Origin of the sequence: Streptomyces sp. BK022 (assembly GCF_004217355.1) — a bacterium.
Classification (GTDB): domain Bacteria; phylum Actinomycetota; class Actinomycetes; order Streptomycetales; family Streptomycetaceae; genus Streptomyces; species Streptomyces griseoluteus.
Window position 1 is genome coordinate 363,414 of record NZ_SHKU01000001.1, and the last position, 17,251, is coordinate 380,664.

General features: G+C 64.6%; 11 protein-coding genes and 2 pseudogenes. 8 read left to right on the forward strand and 5 right to left on the reverse strand.

The window, feature by feature from the left end; translation table 11 throughout:
• Positions 1–385 precede the first annotated feature (385 nt).
• The 3 genes from EV284_RS01715 (at position 386) to EV284_RS01730 (ending at position 5,534) form a co-directional block, all read left to right on the forward strand.
• Entirely contained in the window at positions 386–733 is a 348-nt protein-coding gene (locus tag EV284_RS01715; RefSeq protein ID WP_130329542.1) for a hypothetical protein, read from the forward strand.
• 65 nt (positions 734–798) lie between these two features.
• On the forward strand, positions 799–3,174 hold the full coding sequence (locus EV284_RS01720; protein WP_165425431.1) for a tetratricopeptide repeat protein: 2,376 nt from the start codon (positions 799–801) through the stop codon (positions 3,172–3,174).
• Between the two features lie 443 nt (positions 3,175–3,617).
• Positions 3,618–5,534 (forward strand): hypothetical protein, encoded by a 1,917-nt coding sequence (locus tag EV284_RS01730; protein ID WP_242625500.1) that lies wholly within the window; start codon positions 3,618–3,620, stop codon positions 5,532–5,534.
• Between the two features lie 108 nt (positions 5,535–5,642).
• Here EV284_RS01730 and EV284_RS01735 read toward each other — a convergent pair.
• A pseudogene (locus tag EV284_RS01735) lies at positions 5,643–6,444 on the reverse strand (transposase family protein); the annotation flags it as partial.
• A gap of 615 nt (positions 6,445–7,059) precedes the next feature.
• Here EV284_RS01735 and EV284_RS01740 point away from each other — a divergent pair.
• Positions 7,060–8,196: a site-specific integrase gene (locus EV284_RS01740; RefSeq protein WP_242625501.1), complete on the forward strand. Its 1,137-nt coding sequence runs from the start codon at positions 7,060–7,062 to the stop codon at positions 8,194–8,196.
• A gap of 1,780 nt (positions 8,197–9,976) precedes the next feature.
• A pseudogene (locus tag EV284_RS01750) lies at positions 9,977–10,686 on the forward strand (transposase family protein); the annotation flags it as partial.
• Between the two features lie 60 nt (positions 10,687–10,746).
• Here EV284_RS01750 and EV284_RS01755 read toward each other — a convergent pair.
• Genes EV284_RS01755 through EV284_RS01765 form a run of 3 tightly spaced genes read right to left on the reverse strand, consistent with a single transcriptional unit; the run spans position 10,747 to position 12,442 of the window.
• Entirely contained in the window at positions 10,747–11,277 is a 531-nt protein-coding gene (locus tag EV284_RS01755; protein WP_242625502.1) for a transposase, read from the reverse strand.
• On the reverse strand, positions 11,274–11,696 hold the full coding sequence (locus tag EV284_RS01760; RefSeq protein ID WP_130330967.1) for a winged helix-turn-helix domain-containing protein: 423 nt from the start codon (positions 11,694–11,696) through the stop codon (positions 11,274–11,276). The genes EV284_RS01755 and EV284_RS01760 overlap by 4 nt, the downstream gene beginning before the upstream one ends.
• Positions 11,693–12,442: a transposase family protein gene (locus tag EV284_RS01765; RefSeq protein WP_130329552.1), complete on the reverse strand. Its 750-nt coding sequence runs from the start codon at positions 12,440–12,442 to the stop codon at positions 11,693–11,695. Before EV284_RS01765 ends, EV284_RS01760 begins: the two co-directional genes overlap by 4 nt.
• 879 nt (positions 12,443–13,321) lie before the next feature.
• Between EV284_RS01765 and panD the strand changes: the two genes are divergently transcribed.
• A complete protein-coding gene (gene panD / locus EV284_RS01775; RefSeq protein ID WP_130329554.1) occupies positions 13,322–13,741 on the forward strand; it encodes an aspartate 1-decarboxylase in 420 nt (139 codons plus the stop codon).
• Positions 13,742–14,319: 578 nt separating this feature from the next.
• Here panD and EV284_RS01785 read toward each other — a convergent pair.
• The gene (locus tag EV284_RS01785) at positions 14,320–14,796 is read right to left on the reverse strand and encodes a transposase (protein ID WP_347402175.1); all 477 of its coding nucleotides are present in this window, start codon (positions 14,794–14,796) and stop codon (positions 14,320–14,322) included.
• 537 nt (positions 14,797–15,333) lie between these two features.
• On the opposite strand from EV284_RS01785, the gene EV284_RS01790 reads away from it, so the two are divergent.
• Both EV284_RS01790 and EV284_RS01795 read left to right on the forward strand, forming a co-directional pair.
• Positions 15,334–16,614 carry a condensation domain-containing protein gene (locus tag EV284_RS01790; RefSeq protein ID WP_130329558.1) on the forward strand — a complete coding sequence of 427 codons (1,281 nt, stop codon included), beginning with the start codon at positions 15,334–15,336 and terminating at the stop codon, positions 16,612–16,614.
• A gap of 293 nt (positions 16,615–16,907) precedes the next feature.
• Positions 16,908–17,177, forward strand: a complete 270-nt coding sequence (locus tag EV284_RS01795) for a phosphopantetheine-binding protein (protein ID WP_165425434.1) — start codon at positions 16,908–16,910, stop codon at positions 17,175–17,177.
• The last annotated feature ends 74 nt before the right edge of the window (positions 17,178–17,251 follow it).

Consider the following 17,251-nt stretch of genomic DNA (forward strand, 5'->3'; position numbering starts at 1 on the left):
TCCGACAGCATCGGGAACGCGGCGAAAACTGATCCCGGTCGCCCCTCGATTGTCAGACCGTCCTGGTAGAGCGCCTCGGTCGATGAAAGCGCCCGCCCCGGGCGTAGTTTTCGTCCGCTCCGTCCCGGCCTTCTGCGAGGGAGAGATTCAGTCGGTACTCACGCAGGGCCCTCACCCTCAAGATCTACCTCCTAGCTGACGGACGATGCCGACCACTCGCCCCCGTCCTGACACCACGGAGAAGGCCCCCAGCTCGTGCCCGGAAGGTCGGGAACCGCCTTCCAACTGTCCGAGCAGTTCCAGCTGGGGTCTCATCGCCCAGTCGATTCCAAGTGCCGTCAACGCTTGGGCCCCGACCGTCCCGTTATTGAGGCAGTATCCCGGTATGAACAACGGGATGCGGTACGCGGTGATCGCCGGTTCGGTGCTTGTCATCGCTGCGATGGTGATGGTGTGGTTCACCGTGAATCTGAATGCGGCGGGGCAAGTGGCCTCCATCGTGGCCGCGTGCGCGGCGGTTATCGCTCTGGCGCGGGAACTTTTGCGGCGGGGCGGGCAGTCGGCTGTCGCCGTCGCACTGCAGACGGGAAGGGCGTCAGCCCGATCTGGGGCTGATGCCAACAGTGGCATCACAGGCCCGGCGAACAGCCTGCATGGCGAGTTCCGGGCGGAGCGCACCGGAGACGCCGACGGCGACGGCGGTAACGCCAACACAGGCATCCGCCTGAGCTGACCCACACCGACCAGCTGTCTACAGCAGCAGCACCCGAACGGATGTCCATGCGCAGAGACAGGCAAATGCTCAAGGTCTCGGATACCGGCAGCGCTCATGCCGAACCCAATGGCTGGGCGAACAGCGGGTACGTCGAAAACGTCACGGTCGTTGTCAAGGAAGCCTTCCGACCGCAGTGGCCGCTGCTCGTGGGCTCTGTCCCGGTGCCCGCCTCCCGGTTCGAGCCTCGTGAGGCCTCGTCGAGTTTGCGTGAGTGGATCGACTCCGCCGACGTGACACCCTCGACAATGGTCCTGTGCGGCATGGGGGGCGTGGGCAAGACGCAAGTGGCGGCCGAGTTCGCCGCGGACATGCTCGCGAAGGCTCGCTCTCGGCAGGTCGACTCAGCCTCCGTCAACACCGACACACAGCGGTGCGACCCTGTTACTTCGCCACCGGCGCGGATGGATCTGGTCGTCTGGGTGACCGCCGATCGCATTGAGCACATCGTGGGCACCTACGCCCGTGCCTGGCGTGCCGTCACCGGTCTGAGTCCTTCGGGCGACGCGGACGACGAAGCTGCCCGCTTTCTCTCGTGGCTTGCCACGACTCCCCGACAGTGGCTAGTGGTTCTGGACGATGTGCCGGATGTGGGGGCATTGCGGGAGTGGTGGCCGCCGCGCACGGCCGGCGGGCGGTGCGTGGTGACCACCCGCAGCAAGGGCGCCGCCTGGCACACCGAGCACCGTGCTCGCATGGACGTCGGCCTCTACTCTCCGGCCATGTCAAGGCGTTACCTGCAAAGCGTCCTTAGGCTGCAGGGACGTGAGCAGGACGCCGCCGATCTTGACCGCCTCGCTGACGATCTCGGCCATCTGCCGCTTGCGCTTGCGCAGGCAGCCGCCTACCTCTGCGAGGATCGCTCTTTGACCGTCGCGCAGTACCGAGCTCTGCTCGCGAACCGCACCCTGCAGCTGGCCGACGTTCTGCCTGACGACAGTAGTCTTCCGGACGCGCAGCAGCACACCGTGGCCGCTGCGTGGCACCTGTCGGTACAACGAGCGAACGAGCTCGCTCCCGTGGGCCTCGCGCGTCCGCTGCTCACGATGCTGTGCCTGCTGGACACCCACTCGGTTCCCATGGCGACGATCACTACGCCCGCCCTGGTCCAGTACCTCAATACGCAGCAGCCGAGCGGTCGACAACTGCCAGCCTCAGCCCATCACGCTCGACGGGCGTTACAGGTACTACGCCGACTCAGTCTCGTGTACCCAGCGCCCCCAGGAACGGACGAGCGGGACGATTTCATCAGCATGCACCAGCTCATCCAGCGCGCTGTACGAGAAAGCGCCGAGCCCTCGGAACTGAACACCGCGGTCCGAGCGGCAGCTGCCGCTCTTGAGGAGGTGTGGCCGCCGGGCGTGGACTACGCGGACACCGCCACCGGCCGCTCCCTAATGTCCAGCGCGGAGCACCTTGTCGCGCATGACACAGCGGATGCGCTGTGGGATGCACAGGGGCCTCACCGCGTACTTACGCGGCTCGGCCTACAGTTGCAGGCCACCGGGCGCCGGGATCAGGGACTGCTGCACTACAGATCGATGCTGCGCACCGCGCGACGGCTACTGGGCGAAAATGCTCCGGAGACCCTGTTCCTACGCAGCGACATCGCAGGGTTGCAGGCCGAGGACGGCGACGTGCCAGCGGCGGTGAAGGAGCTCCAAGCGGTGCTGGCTGCTCAACGCCGCCTTCTGGGCGACGAGCACGCGCATGTGCTGACCACGCTGAACAATCTGGCGCACTGGCGCGGCGTTACAGGGGACTATGCGGGGGCCGTCGTTGAGTACGACCGTCTCCTCGACACCCTGCAGCGACTGCCTACTCCGTCAGACGAGGGTGTTCTCGTCACTCGTCGCAACCGCGCTCACTGCATGACCCAATGCGGACGGGAAGCCGAAGCCCTGCCGGAACTGCGCACTGTCGTCGAGGGCACCACGCGAATCAGCGGCCCGCGTCATCCTCGCACCATGGTCGCCCGCAACGCTCTGGCCAGCTGCTTGGGCCGACTGGGGCACAACGAAGAAGCGATCGAAATACTTACGCCTTTGCTGGCCGACCAGCAGACGGTGCACGGAGAGCTCCACGGCGAGGCCCTGATCACCCGCGCAAACCTCGCCCAACAACGCGGCAAGGCGGGCCACCTCGACGAGGCGGTCACAGAACTCACGGAGCTCGTAGCACTGTTCATCACCGTGTTCGGCGCCGACCAGGTACGCACCCTCACCTGCCGCACCGTACTCGCCGAGTGGACCTGGCGAGCAGGCAAGAAGGAGAGTGCCCGCGCCCAGATGGAGGACGTGGCCGACCACGCGACACGGGCTTTGGGCCCGCACCACCATGTCACCACAGACGTACGCCAGATCCTGGCCTACTGGGCCGCAGACGCCGGAACTGCAGGCTGACGGGCCGCCCGGCTGTCGTCCGGGGGGAGGGAGTTCGGACAGCTGGAATACACCCGGAGGCATCCCTCCTCAGAAGGCCGCCCCTGCCCCAAACCACTTGCCGATCAGAGTGTGGATGGGCCTTGACCTCGGGTCCTGGACACGGGTTATGCGGCTGGTGTCAGCGTAGTTGATGTTGCTTCGGGAGCTGTCTCGCCGACCGGTGCTGGTCCAGACGGGCTCGGCCGCTTCCTCGGGCATGGCGCCGGTGAGGCCGTCGAGGTGCTGGACTGCCTCACCGAGCGAAGTGGACCGGTCCGACGATGGATGGTTAGCCCTGTGCGGCACGTGAAGAAAACGTGTGAGGGGGAGGGCGGTCATAGCCGTATCCTCTAGAGGGACATGACGAAACAACCCTTCCGGTCGGCTGCTAGAACCGCACGAGAGGCGGGCGACCCAAGGTGATGATTGATTACAACGTCAGCGACCACTGGTCCGCTGATGATCCGGCCTGGTTGAAGTCCCTCGTGTCGTCACTCGACCGGCACCACGGCGTGAGCACCATTCTGCCGCTCACCGTACTCGCAGAAGAGGTCCTGCAGTGGGTGGAGCTTGCCAGCGGCGTCGATGCCTGGAAGAACACCGCCAACCGGAAGTCGCTGCGGCTCGACCTCGACGAATCCATCAACATGCTTGGCGCGTCACTTCGCGCGCACATCGGCGCATCACTCGCACAGTTCCAAGCCGCCTTCTCGCAGCTCACCGGGAGCCCCACGAGGGTCTTGGCGCAGCCGCCGGGCACCCGCACCGACGCTGTCTGGACCAGCGTCACCAAAGCCGCGAAGGACCTCCTCGGGACGCTTGATGCAGACGAAGCTGTCCGCGCCAGCTGGGATGACCTCGTGGCCACGGCTCAAAACCGTGCCCTGGAGGGCCGGGAGTACCGCCCGATTGCCGAACTGCTCTTCGACCAACTACGCAGGCGCGGACTCAGCGCGAAGTGGATCTTCCGCGACCTGATCTCGGTGATCGCATTCGGCCGTGATCCCTATGCCATTCCCATCGGCCAGAGCAGCGTGCCGCTGCAGGAGCGGATCGCGAACGCCCGAACTCACGTCGGCACTCCGGCACAAGTCGAGCCGGTCGTGGTGTGGCTCGGCTACCAGGGTGAGGCTTTCATGCACCTCTCCGCTGGGCGGGTGACCTTCATCAATGCCCTCTGGGCGGTACCCAACGCAAGGCCCGAAGGCCAGGACTTCGAGCACAAGGAAGAGCTCTGGGAGCTGGTTCGGAGTGATGATCTCTTCAAGGTCGCGAAGATGGTCCACGAGGAGTCCGACGTGGACTTCCTGGTGCGCGTCGACCTCGGCACGACCACGGCGGCGGGCGCATTGGATCGCGCCGTTCGCATTGTGAACACGATTTTCAACGTCTCGATACACAACTCTGGCGGGATCCGCCCGCACCTCGCCCAGCACGCGGTGCTGCGCTCCGGTAAGGCCGGCTCTCTTAACTCTGCCGTTTCCCCGCGCGAGACGGGCTTCCCCCGTGATCACTACGGCGCGGGTATCACCGCGGACGCGATCGCGAAGCACGGGCCGCGCATCGCCTCGGCGCTGGCCCGCGAAGAGCTTCCCCGGTTCCTCGCGGCCGCACTCGAAGCGCAGACAATCGCCGACCGCCCCTTCAGCCGCGACATGGCTCTGCGCAAGCCTTCCGAAGCCGACATCAGCAGCGTGATTCCGCTCGCGGACCGTGTGGTGCAACACGTCGCGGCGCACGCTGCGCTCGGCCCCAACGACCTATTCGATCTCCTCGGCAAGCACTGGCCCCATGCTCGGTGGCTTACCGACGTGCAGCGAGCCGTTGGCATGTGCCTGCTCGGCGGTGGGAACCGAAGTGAACTGTTCAGCGAGCTGACCGGGGAGTGGCTTGCGAAGAACTCGCCACGCCCGTGGCTTCTGTTCGTCGCTGACTGCTCTGGCGATCTCCTCTCGCTCTGCCGCATCGAGTCCGAGCGTGCCTGGATCAGGCGGATGTTCGCCAGCGTGAGCGACCACAGCGAGTACCGCGCCCTGATCGCGTACTACACCGCCGAAGGCGCCGTGCTGGAGGCCCGACGCCGTCGTGTCCGAAATGCCCTGGTGCATGGGAACCCCACCAGCTTCGCGATTGTCGAGTCAGTGCGCGAGTACGCCGAGTTCCTGAGCCGCAGTGCACTCAACCGCGGCTTCGAGTCCTACGTTCAGGGCACGGCACCCGCTGCCGCACTCGCGCAGCAGGCTGATCAGGTCACGGCGATGCAGGGCGGCCAAGACGCCGCCAGCTACTGGCGGGCTCGGCTCGTCACCAGAGCTTCACCGGGCGCAGAGTCATCGTAGGCCGTCCTACAAGTTGGTGCGTGATAGCGGGTGAGGCGTGTTTGGCCTGCTCGTGGCCTATTTTTGGTCGTTGGCGGTGCGGTCGGATACGAGGTTGGCGATGGCGCGTTCGACGGTGATGCGGTCGGAGGAGTGCCAGTGGCGCTCACGTTCCCACTGTTCGACTCTGCCGGGCAGTGCTCCTGGCCGCGGTTTTCTCGGTGGTGTGATGGCTTGTCTGCGGTGGTCGCGGCTCCGGCCGAGGTAGCCGTCGTCCAGCAGGACCTCGACGTCGGGGAAGTGATGGAAGCAGATGGCGATGCCTTCGTTGCGGGCGGCCGTCGCGTCGTGCATACGACCAGGTCGCAGGGCATCGGTCCATAACGTGCGGCCCCCGCCAGTCGGCGATGACGGTGGCTTTCATGGTGTTCTGTTTCTTCTTGCCCGAGACGAATGCGCGTCGTCCGCCGCGGTCGGCTGGTGGTCGGCGGACCTGGACTTCGGTGGCGTCCAAACGCAGTTCGGTGCCTTCAGCATGGGCGTAGGCGAACACGTCCGTCAGCGTCCGAAAGCGCAGGCCGGGACGGTCGGGAACCGCACATCCCCGCTTGGCCAGGAGCGGTCGTATCTCTGTGACCTCGCGGGTGATGGTGGAGCGGTCGACGCCGAACAGCAGTCCCAGCACCGCGTGCGGCAGGTCGTGTCGCAGATGGATCAGCGTGGCCACCAACCGGTCGACGAACACCAGTTGGTGCCGGGCGCCGGCGCCCTCGGCTCGCTTCCTGGCCCCGCCCCGCGCAGCATGACGGCGACCTTCAATGTCGGCCTGGCACGGCACCGCCAACTCCTCGATCAGACAAGCGAGATGACACCGAGAGATCCCCGTGAACAACTGATGCGCCAGCACCGCTCGATTGACCGTGATCGCCACACTTGGATCATGCCACCGGCCAGGTACAGCGCCTCACCCGCTATCACGCACCAACTCGTTAAAGGGGATCCTCAGACGCCCTCTAATGCCTTGGGGCCGGATGAAGCCCCCTGTCGGGTGCGTTGACCGTCTTCCAGGTCGACGCGGAGGGTGGCTCCCTGCTCGACGAAGTGCGTACCTGGCGCATCGTCAGGTCAGTCAGCATCTGGTCAGCATGAGTCCTCGTCCGTTCCGAGACAGGAATTTGAGCGGGTGCTTGGTCGGCGATGGCACAGCGGCCTGGATTACATGGAAGCGCAGGCGAGGAGCCTTCTTGCCCGAGTGAAGTCGATGTTCTTTGGCATCTTCGAGTCCGACGAGTGCCGGTGTACAGTGAGCAGTGCCCCTGACCTGCAGAAAGCTGGCGGGGAGCCGTCTTCTAGGAGTCCAAAGTGCTGCGAACTTTGATCAAGTCCAAGATCTAGCGTTTGGGCGTTTCCGCAGGTCAGAGCCCTGATCGCGGCCTCCAGGTCAGCAAATGGTCAGCATCGGGCCGGGCGGTGTCCGGCTTGCTGACTTGCACCCGCGGCAGGTATCGGCTGCCCCGCCCGACGCCCTGCTCGGAAGGCTTGATAAGTGGCTCGACAGCTCGCCCCTGGGATGGGGTCGTTCTTCAAGGCGTGCGGTTGTTCCAGGCCGACCCGCTGCTCGCACCCGTACACGATTCGGTTCCGGGACGCTATCGGTAAGCAGCGTGAAGAGGCCGGCTACGACACGCAGGACGAAGCGATCGAGCGCCTCACGCAGATCTACGCGGAGAAAAAGACAACGACGCCATCCGTTGCCGAGGCTCGCCGGGAACTCGGTCAGCAGACGGTCGCGGAATACGCGAAGCAGTGGCGGCCTCGTCAGCGAAAGATGACGGAGTACTCGACGGGGTGGCACGTCGACAGCTCCATCAACGTGCACATCATCCCCCGTCTTGGTTCAAGAAAGCTGAACTCCGTCACGCCAATCGTGGTCGAGTGCTTCCTGGACGAGTTGGAGGCCGATGGGGTGGGCCGCGGGAACCAGGTGAACATCTTCCGCACTCTGAAGACGATCTTGCGGGACGCCTATGGTAAGGGGGCCATGGTGGACGATCCTGTAAAGGGGGTCCAGGAGCCGGAGTACGTCCGTCAGAAGGTGGTGATCCCGTCCCTTGCCTACGTGAAGAAGGCGGTGTCTGCCGCTGACGAGTATCTCGCGCTTGAGATCGTCATGATGGTGGGCTGCGGCCTGCGAAACGGGGAAGCCCGGGCAGTGAACGTCAACAATGTCGTGGCCGATGACATCTACCGGGTGCACGAGCAGATCCACTCCAACACGCACAAGCCGGCGAAGCTGAAGCACCGCAAGGCAGGAGAGTTCCGCGAGGTTCCTCTGCCGCGCTCGGTGCGGGAAGCGATGGAGCGGTACGAGGAGAAGCACGGGACCACGAAGGAGGGTTATCTATTGGGTGGTCCGAGCGGGTACTACACGGAGCCGATGGAACGCCGGCGTGTGCAGAAGCTCTTCAAGGACCTCCCGGCAGAGGGCCGTGTCGGTATGTATGGATTCCGGCACTATTTCGCCTCGAACGCGCTCGGGAACGGGATACCAATCACCGACGTGGCGGAGTGGATGGGGCACAAGTCGATCGAGGAGACGTATCGGACGTACCGGCACCTGATGCCGGGCAGTATCGCCAAGGCCGCCCGCATCCTGGATGCCGGTCTGTGGGCAGCCGCCTGATTGGACTGCGGCTGACAGCAGGTTCTTCGTCTGCTGGTGGTACACGCTCATCGTCGCCTCTGACCTGCGACAAAGGGTGGAATCGTCTGCTGCTGAGCCGACTTGGTCCGCATCTGGTCCGGATCTTGGTCCGTGATCTGTGGTGTTGGCGTGCGAGTCCTGGGGTACGACATGGCACATGTCGTAGAAGCAGTCCAGGGCCGTCCATCCAGTCCTATGCGGACGTGTATGTCCAGTTTCGAGATCCTGTGCCGAGAGGGTGTCCACGGGGTCTGTGACTCGCGCGTGACAGATGAGGAACCCTGTCGGCCGACTCCGGCGGGGTTTCTGCGTTCGGGGATGGGCCGGGTGCGTGGTGTTCGACGCGGTCTTGGTGTACTCCAGCTCGCTGTTCTCGACGGCGCAGTATGTCCCGGAGGCGGTGGCGGAAAAGGCTGTGGAAAAGCCTGCGATGCAGGGGGCCTCGGGGTGGAGAGCACCATCACAGGATGAGCCCGCGTATCGAGTCCGGGGGACGGGCACGCTTATGTCCGTGGCTGTTCAGGTCTCGGCGGCCGGGGGGTGCCCCCGAGACCGACGTGGTCGCCGATTCTCACGAGAACGGGTACTGCTCACCATCTGCCCGACCACGTGATCGCCGAACAGGCATTGCCCGGTCCGCTTCGGTCATCGGCACACGAGTGCAGGGGTGGACCGGGAACCTGACCCCGGTCCACCTGTCTGGGTAGACTGCTACCGCCTACCCCGCCTGAGGATGCCAGCCCGCGTGAAAAAGTCCACACTAGGCCACACCGAACGCCACCGCGTCCTCACCCTCTATGGGATCACACGAGCAACCGGACATCCGGGGCAAACGCCGGGGCCGTGGGGCTGCCCGTTGCGTGTTAGCTTGAAAAGCTCCCATTTGGTGGAAATAACGGCAATCTCGACGCGGGTGCTTACCCTCAACTTGAGCATGATGCGCGCGATGTATTCTCTTGCCGTCCTTTCGGATATTCCCAGCTCCACGCCTATGCTGTAATTCGTCATTCCGGTGGCGACCAAGCGAGCTACTTCGGACTCCCGCTCACTCAAAGCGCGCATGCTTGAGTGGAGTTCATCTATCATGCCATTCAACTCGATCCCGCTATCACTAAGCAGATTTCTCCGTCGTGGAAATACCCTCTCGCGAATGCGGTCCTGATGTATTTTCGTCGACCCTGAGGTATGGGTGGACGACGACCTTTTCTATCGAACGTCATAGTTGAGGCCCTCTTACGCCTGTCAAATCTCATAACTTTAGGGACATCTCCTGGCTGCTGATGACTCGCTCCGCGACATCCTGGCGCACCAAGCCTTCCAGTGGTGATCACTTGCGTCAAGCAAAAAACTTTCCATATGAACTTTGCTTCTCTTTGAGTGACGGTGAGCACCGTCGCGGTAGACGGTCCAGGTGGGCTGGTTGCTTCATTCTGAGGTTATTCGGGACGCAGGCTGCTAGATTTCCGCCTAATCTACGCAAAGGTGAAAGGTCATTTTGAGATGGGTTGTGCATATTGCGAGATGGCGGGGAAGTCTGGCAAGTGTAGATCTTCAGGGGCTGCCTTGATGAGGGTGATTCGCAGGGGTTCGCGATGTGGCTGGTCGTACCAACGGGCCTTGCCTCAAAGCCGGGTAGTTCCTGAGCCCTTTTAGCGTGGCCGCTGACCGGTGATGACGTGGGCGTCTGCAACGCACAAGACTCCCTGCCGTTGAAGGAGGCGCTCGACGTTTCAACTCATCGGCGCATAAGCCTTGTTGGTTGCTCATCCTGTCGCACGCCCTGGTCGAGTGGGTCACCAAACTGATCGTCACCCGTGAGGGTGGCCGCCGCTGCAGGCTCCCACCGCACCAGCGTGCCCTGGTTCGGCCTGGTGTACTTGCGCCGGCACGACACCCTCGCCCAACTCGCGGCCGGCTTCGGTATCTGCGTCGGCACCGCCCATGCCTACACGGCAGCCGTCATAACCCTGCCCGCCGACCGTGCGCCTGGACTCCCGCGCCCTGCGTGAGGCCGTCTCCGACTTCGCCCTGCTGAACGGCACTCTCGCGGAATGCGGCTGGGTCGGGGCCAACCGGGCCGACCTCTCTCACAAGCACCGTCGACACGGGGCGAACGTGTAGGTGGTGGCCGAACCGTCCGGTCGACTGCTGTGGATCTCGCCCGTCTTGTCAGGCCGTGCACACGATATAACAACAGTCCGCATCCACCGGATCATCCGGATCTGTGAACTTCAGGACGTCTCCGTGCTTGCCGACCGCGCCTACATGGAAGCCGGCGCCTGGGTGACGACGCAGCTCAGACGCCCTCCGGGCAGGGAGCTCACACCAACTCGGCAAACCGTAAACCGCGTGCTGTCCGCAGCGCGGGCGCCGGTCTTGCGCGCTGTCGCACGACTGAAGTCGTGGCGGATCTCCCGCAGGGCACGGTGCGGCCCGAATCGAATGCCGTCAGTCGCGGCAGCAGTCCTCACCCCGGGGCGGCAATGTCGAAAGGGTTTACTGAGCTTGAACTGGTGGTGTCGTGGTGAGTTATCTGGAGCGGAGGACGAGTCCGGTTTCTGCGACGCAACCGTCGAGGAGAGCTGGGCGATACTGGATCTTGCGGAGACCCTGGCGGATGGTGCGGATGAGGTGGTCTGGGTCGGTGAAGGCGACGTTGGCGGTGTAGCCGCGCCGCAGCAGCGACCACATACCTTCGACCGGGTTGAGCTCGGGCGCGTAGGCGGGTAGCTGGAAGACGGTCAGCCAGTCCTGGCCGTCGATGAATGCTTGCATGTCCGCACACACGCGAGTGCCGAGGTTGTCCCAGATCAGGACGATGGGGGCGCCGAGCTGGCGGCGGGCGGCGTTCAGCAGGTCGCGGTAGTTACTCCAGGCGAAGCTCCTCCGCTCGCCGCGCCGGTTGCGGTGCCGCCTGGGCCGATAGATCAGGCGGGGCCGTTCGCCTGCTCGGTAGCAGGCCAGGGCGGCGACGGAGAGCTGGCGCGAGGTGCGGCCCCGGACCCGGATGACGGGCGTGTGTCCGCGCCGGGCCCAGGTGCGGGCGGTCGGCGGCGTCATCGAGAAGCCGGCCTCGTCCTCGAAGACGATCCAGGCCCCGAGCGCCGCCGCGGTGTTTCCGCCTGCAGCCAGGTCTCCTTCACCCAGCCGCAGATTGCCTCCTCGTCGCGTTCGACGGCCCGTCTGGCCGGCACCTGGCGGGAGAAACCGTGGGGGATCAGCAGCTTGCGCACGCCCTGGAGGGTGTAGCTCTTGTGGAAGCGCCGCCCGATCACGGTCTTGACTCGCGCAAGCGTCCACCGCTGATCGGCCCAGCCATGCGCGACCGGCCCCTTGGCCAACTCAGCCTTCAGCACGGCAAACTGGGCATCGCTCAGCCTGGGAAGCGAGGCCGAACCCGCCGACCGCAGAGCCCGCGGGCCGCCCCTGTCCCAGGCCCGCCGCCACCGCTGGACCGGGCGGACACTGAGCCTTTTCAGCGTTGCCTCTCCAGGGTGAGGACCGCGGCGGCGATGTCCGTCATGCGGTTCGGGCTGCAGCGGCTCCGGCGGAAGATCCGCCAGGACTTCAGGCGGGCGATGCCTCGTTCGACGGGAGCGCGGGCCTGGGCGAGTGCCCGGTTCAGCGTCCTTTCGGTCGGTGACAGTTCGCCGTTGGGTGGGCGGCGGATGGCGGTGGTGGCCCAGGAGCCGGCGCCGATGTAGGCGCGGTCGGCGACGATCGGGACGCCCTGGCGTTCGCAGATTCGGATGATGCGGTGGGTGCGTGCGGCGGTCAGATCGTGAGCACGGCCCGGCAAGGCCGGCGAGATCCACAGAAGCTGGCCTTCGGGATCGGTGACGACCTGCACGTTCACGCCGTGGCGCCGGTGCTTGTGGGAGTAATCGGCGCGTCCGTCGCCCAGGCGGTCGCACTCACTGAGGGTGCCGTCCAGGAGCACGTAGTCCGGGTCGTGCTCGCGCAGGGTCTTGAGCAGGCCCGGCGCCCGGTCGGCGAGGAGCCGCACGACGGCGGTGGTGTAGGCGTGGGCGGTGCCGACGGATATGCCGAACCCGGCGGCGATCTGCGCGAGAGTGTCGTGCTTGCGCAGGTAGGCGAGAGCGACGAGGGCGCGCTGGTGCGGCGGGAGCTTGCAGCGGCGGTCACCCTCACGGGTGACGATAAGCATCGTGACCCACTCGACCAGCGCATGAGGCAGGTCGAGTGCGGCAGGATCGGGAACCAACAGGGCTCCTGGACCGGCAGGTTGAGACTTCGAACACCTCACCCAACGGCACGGTAGCCCTGTCCGTTGCGGGCACCAAGGTCATCACCCGATCGGTGGCCACGCTGAAAAGGCTCACTGACTCGTAACTCCCTCGCGATCGCTGAGCTCGGCTCGCCCACGGCGAACCGCTCGGCGGCCATCATGCGGATCCCCTCGCGGAACTGTCGGCGCTCATCCGTCAGCCCGCCACCCTGCGCGTACCTCATAACAACGGCGTACCGCGGGGATCAAGCCCTGTCAGCGGCTACGACAACCCGAGTTCAAGCTCAGTAGTGACCGCTGCTTTGGGCTGAGCGCCTCCCACGCTGCCGCGCAACATGCCTTCCTGTAGGCCCGAGCATGAAGGGGCGCGAGTCGGCACCACAGCAGGCGCTGGGGGGCGAGCCCAGTGTTGCGAGACAACTCGACCTCGATCTTGGGTCAAGACCCCTGGACGACTGCACCTGGCCGAGCGATAGTTACCAAAAGCATCATTTTGCACGATCTTTCCATAGTGCCGGGCTTTCCCTCTTGCGTCGGACGGGCACGAGGCGCACGGCGGCACTCGATCACTTTCCGTAGCCATGCCTGGTGCTCACCAGCCGTCCTGTCCCGAGGGTCTGGTTGCCACGCCCCGACCCGGCCCAAGTACCGTGTACCCGTCCCGCGGGCAGGGCGGAAGGCATCCCCAGCACCCTTGCGTCTGTCTGGCGGTGCGGCAGAAAGGGCGGCATTTGGCCAGCGCCAGTTCTGAATCACCCTGGAAAAGCTGCCCACGTATGCGACTCTGACAACGGCGGCAAGACCGCCGCTGGCCTGCAAAACTGCAGGTCAGGATGGCTTCTCGGAAGGGGACTCATGCTTCGCCAGGTGTTCAAGTCCAAGATCCACCGCGCCACCGTCACTCAGGCCGACCTGAACTACGTGGGGTCGGTCACCATCGACGCCGGTCTTCTGGACGCCGCCGACCTGCTGCCCGGCGAGCTCGTGCACATCGTCGACATTACCAACGGGGCGCGGCTCGAGACGTATGTCATCGAGGGGGAGCGCGGGTCCGGTGTGATTGGGATCAACGGGGCCGCAGCACATCTCGTTCACCCCGGGGATCTCGTAATAATCATTAGTTACGCCACAGTAACGGACGCCGAGGCGCGGGCACTCGAGCCGCGGGTGGTGCATGTGAACGAGGCCAACCGAATCGTGGCCCTCGGCGTCGATCCGTCAGCGCCGGTACCGGGATCGGACCAGGAGCGCAGCCCGCAGGCCACCTCGATCTGACGACACCAGCCCGTCACAGTCGGCGCGAAGTGGCTCGGCATACCGACCTGACCAAGTCCCACTGATCTCGATCTTTTGTGATCGGCCGTCAGCTCTCGTTGGCGGCCGATTTGCGTTCCGTGATGTTTTTTCGGGTGTGAAGACGCCCCAGCCGGCCAAGCAGGTCAAACGCAGTCCGTCGGCGTCGGTGAAGCGCAACTGGGCGCCGGGGTACGGGCATTGCTTGCGGACGATCAGCGGCGTTCCTTTGGGCCAGCCCTTTAGGCAGTCGCTGCCGGCCTCGAGTTGGCGGCCCAAGCGCCGTCGCGGGCCTCGCCGGACGAATGAGTGTCCGCCGGCCACGTCGATGGTGTTTGGGTAGCTGGATCAGCGCGAGTTGGGCCGTGGTGATGTGGTCGGCGGCGGTGCTGCTGCCCGCGTTGCCGGGGCGCACCACTTGCGACGGGCTCGCCGCTGCCGCCTCGCCCGTGGTCGACGAAGCCCATCAGTGGATGGTGCCCGAAGGTCTTTTTGCAGGTCGCAGTGGCGTCCTGCTTCTCTGGAATGCGTCAGCACAACCACCCGGTCCGGGTCCACGATCACCTGTCCGCCTGCATCCGGCGCCGAGGGACCAGCCAACTTCCGCACCTTTTAACGATCTTAGTCTTGCGCGGTCCGGATCGTCCCCAGGGCCCCCGGTCCGGTCCCGGCCAGGTGTCGACCAGTCGCGAGATCGTTGGACCAGAGGCCACCGCCCCGAACACGCCCGTCCCCGCTCGCAGCATCCCGACATCGGCCAGGGAGTCCCCGCCGACACCAATCGCGAGGGACACATCCATCAGGATCTTCCCCGGATCATGCACCGCCCACTGCTTCCGCCACGGCGCCAGGGCCGCCGATATCACCTGGCCCAGCCCGGCCATAAGGATCTTCTCAACCAGCAGCACGCCACCGGCCTGGCTGGCCACCGTACGACCGGCGCCCTCAACGCGGACACTCGGATACGACCTGAAAGCGCAGGGCCGGCCCACACCCGCTGTCGGCGTAACGGCCAGGGCGGAAGAGCCGATGGACACCTCCAAGGCCGGTCGATCAAGATATTGCAGGTAAGAGCGAGCAGGTGTTCGGTCGGTGCGGTGCCGGAAATGGGGCGGCTGGAGAGGCGAAGGTGAGTAATATTCCGCACCTGGAACTGAGGTTTCTTTTTCTCCTTCGGCCTGGCGAACCGGCTGTTGGTAGGACGTTTATGAAGCTGAAGTGCGTGCCCATGCGCTACGAGACCTTTCTCTTCCTCCGGGAGGGGCTGGGATTTCGGGCGGGCAGAGTCAACAGACCGCCATACTCCGAAGTCCTGGCTAGAGAACCACGCTTGCTCGTCTCAGACGAGAGCCAGTGTGCTCGATCCCAGGACGGAGGAGAAGTTCTGCGCAACGCGGCAATTCTCCTACGAACGGTGATGGTCATCGCGCACCGTTTGACCATGCTGTCGCGGACAGCATCGCGGCGTTGGAGAACGGACAGGTCGCGCAGTGCGGGAGCCATGGCGAACTGATCGAGCTCGTAAGACCGTACAGGAAAACGCTCGGCGCCGACTCCTCGGCATCTAGGAAGGGGTGATCTTCGTGGCGGTCCAAACCCATGCTCTGACGCCTGCTCAACTCCTCTGGCACAACAAGCTGAAGACCAACCCCTCGTTGGGCGACGCGCTCTGGACGAGTTACCGGATCGAGGGCGAACTCGATGTGAGTGCCTTCGTGCGTGCCCTGGCACGGGCCGTGAGCCGATGCGACGCGCTGCGCATCGGGGTGTCGCGTGATACGGGCTCCGGGAAGCTCTGTCAATGGCTCCGCCCCGAGCCAACCGGTCAGGCTCTGGTGACCTGCCAGAACATTCGGAACGGGTCGGAGGAGAAGTTCGCGCGGTATGCGCGGACCGCGATCGCGGCGGATATCGCCAGTGGGTACGACCTGGCGACGGAGTACCCCTTCACGTTTCGATTGCTTCGCCATTCGTCCCGACTGCATGCGTTCCAAGCGACGTTCTCCCACCTGGCCGTGGACGCCACGGGACAGTCATTGTTCCTGGCGGACTTGTGGCGGAATCTGGCGTACGTCATGGGCGATGCGGAAACGGAACCCGCGCCCTCCGCGAGTTTCCTCACCGCGGCGGACGCCCATGCCGCAGAATTGGCGGAACGCGGCGACACAACGGCAGGGTTCTGGCAGGAGCGGAACCGCATGGTTCGGGCCATGGCCGGCCCACGAGACGCCATCAGCTCGAATACCTACACGCAGGAGGGCGTCACTCTGTTTGTCGAGATCGACGGCCCGGAGCTGGTCGAACTGAGGGAGCGCTGCCGTCGAGAACGGTACACCGAGTTTCAAGTCGCGATCGCGGCGCTCGCCGGCGCCATGTTCCAGGTGACCACGCGTGAGCTGCTCGGAATCACCATTGCCGTGGACGCGCGCAAGGCGGAGGAACGGGAGGTCGCCGGGATGTTCGCCATACCGCTCACGCTGTTCCTTCGCCGCTCCGATCGTCGGGACGTCCTGCTGCGCGGGATCCGAGAGGAGGTGCTGGCCCTGCTGCGGAACCGGCGGGTAGCCGGCGAGACGCTGGCCGGCTTTCGCGCGGATCTTGCGGCGACCGACATAAACATCGATGTCGCGGCCAGCTATCTCAAGGACCTGACGTTTTCGCAGGCTGTTCAGGTCGGCCAAGTCCTGGCCCGCCCGGGGGCATACGATCCAGTTTTTACTGCTGCAGTGGGCGGTTCGGACCTCCAAGTGACCAGCCGGGAGGACCTGCTGCAGATGATACTGAGGTTGGGTCCGAGTTTTTCGGCACCCGAGACTTCGAGCACGATCCTTAAGGAACTCAGAGCTCGCCTGTGACGAGACACGGCCCTTCCGGCAACACTCCATGGATCCAGACACCCGCGCGATTCAGACGCCCCAGGACGAGGGCTTGTTAGGAGCGATGATGGAGGAACAGAGCCCGGGCCTGCTCCACGGTCTGTTTCGCGCTACGGTTCGGTGGTTCGTCGTGCGAGCTGCCTGAATGGCCGAGGCTGACATCGATCTTCCCGCATTTCTGCGTGGGTATCTTCCTTCTTGCATGATTCCTTCGTGATGGAACACCGTAGATGCCGTCATCCCCTCTGAATTTCTACGGAATGTATCCAATAATGGAGAAAATTTTGACAGGCGACCTCGCTGCCCGGAAAAGCCTCGACGTAGTTCTAGCGGCAGCCCATGAGGCTTTCGGTTTCCCAGTAACAGCCGATGACAATTTCTTCGATCTTGACGGCGATTCGCTCCAGGCAGTAGATTTCGCGGTTCAGGTCGAGGAGATCCTGGGGAAGGAAATAGATCTCGCGATGCTGTTCGATGCGGAAAATTTCGGAGAATTCGCTGACTTTATTGACGGGGCCGACCGGCCGGTGGCGGAATCTTGACCGGCAAGCGATGCCAGAGTCGGCACTTCAAACGCGCCAGACCGACCTAAGTCTAGATTCCATTCGCTTCGTCG

Coding starts and splice junctions, on each gene's coding strand:
- EV284_RS01715 (WP_130329542.1), top strand. CDS start 386: ATGAACAACGGGATGCGGTACGCGGTGATCGCCGGTTCGGTGCTTGTC.
- EV284_RS01720 (WP_165425431.1), top strand. CDS start 799: ATGCTCAAGGTCTCGGATACCGGCAGCGCTCATGCCGAACCCAATGGC.
- EV284_RS01730 (WP_242625500.1), top strand. CDS start 3,618: ATGATTGATTACAACGTCAGCGACCACTGGTCCGCTGATGATCCGGCC.
- EV284_RS01755 (WP_242625502.1), bottom strand. CDS start 11,277: ATGACGCCGCCGACCGCCCGCACCTGGGCCCGGCGCGGACACACGCCC.
- panD (WP_130329554.1), top strand. CDS start 13,322: ATGCTTCGCCAGGTGTTCAAGTCCAAGATCCACCGCGCCACCGTCACT.
- EV284_RS01795 (WP_165425434.1), top strand. CDS start 16,908: ATGGAGAAAATTTTGACAGGCGACCTCGCTGCCCGGAAAAGCCTCGAC.